This is a genomic window from Frankia sp. CcWB2, from assembly GCF_977927585.1.
Genome location: NZ_CDWRCM010000113.1, coordinates 5748 through 6274 on the forward strand (window position 1 = coordinate 5748; position 527 = coordinate 6274).

Annotated in this window: 2 protein-coding genes; one reads left to right on the forward strand and one right to left on the reverse strand. The window is 71.0% G+C overall.

Annotation, left to right across the window (positions count from 1 at the left end):
* The coding region (locus tag ACY45C_RS13150) for a hypothetical protein (RefSeq protein WP_462187916.1) at window positions 1-169 on the forward strand (169 nt) is incomplete at its 5' end.
* Here ACY45C_RS13150 and ACY45C_RS13155 read toward each other — a convergent pair.
* The coding region (locus tag ACY45C_RS13155; protein ID WP_462187909.1) for a GNAT family N-acetyltransferase at window positions 156-527 on the reverse strand (372 nt) is incomplete at its 5' end. The genes ACY45C_RS13150 and ACY45C_RS13155 overlap by 14 nt on opposite strands.

The window sequence follows — 527 nt, forward strand, 5'->3', positions numbered from 1 at the left end:
CCACGGCGCCCGCCCGCTGCGCCGCTACCTGCAACGCGAGGTGGAGACCCGGATCGGGCGGGAGATGATCGCCGGCGAGGTCGACGACGGTTCCGCGGTGGTCGTCGACCTCGCCGGAGACGCGCTGACGGTCCGGCACGGACGGTCCGGCACGCTCAGCGGTCGCTGAACCCCGGGCGGTCTCCGAACCTCTTGCGGAGGACGGCGAAGTAGAGATCCGGTCGCAGCGGCCGGCCGAACCGTTCGTCGTCGTAGGGGAACGGGCTCGTTCTGGTGGTCAGGACGTATCCGCGCCGCTGATACCAGGCGATCAGTTCGGCCCGTTGGGCGATGACCAGCAGGTCCATCCAGGCCGCGGACCAGGCCGTCACGGCGTGCCGTTCGGCGAGCCGCAGCAGCGTGTCGCCGAGCCCGTTGCCCTGGCGGGTCGGGCTTACCGCGAACATGCCGAAGTAGGACCCGGTCGACGGTGATGCATCCGGGCCACACCGCTCCGCGTCAGCCTGCCCGCGGGTGGTATACTCCGA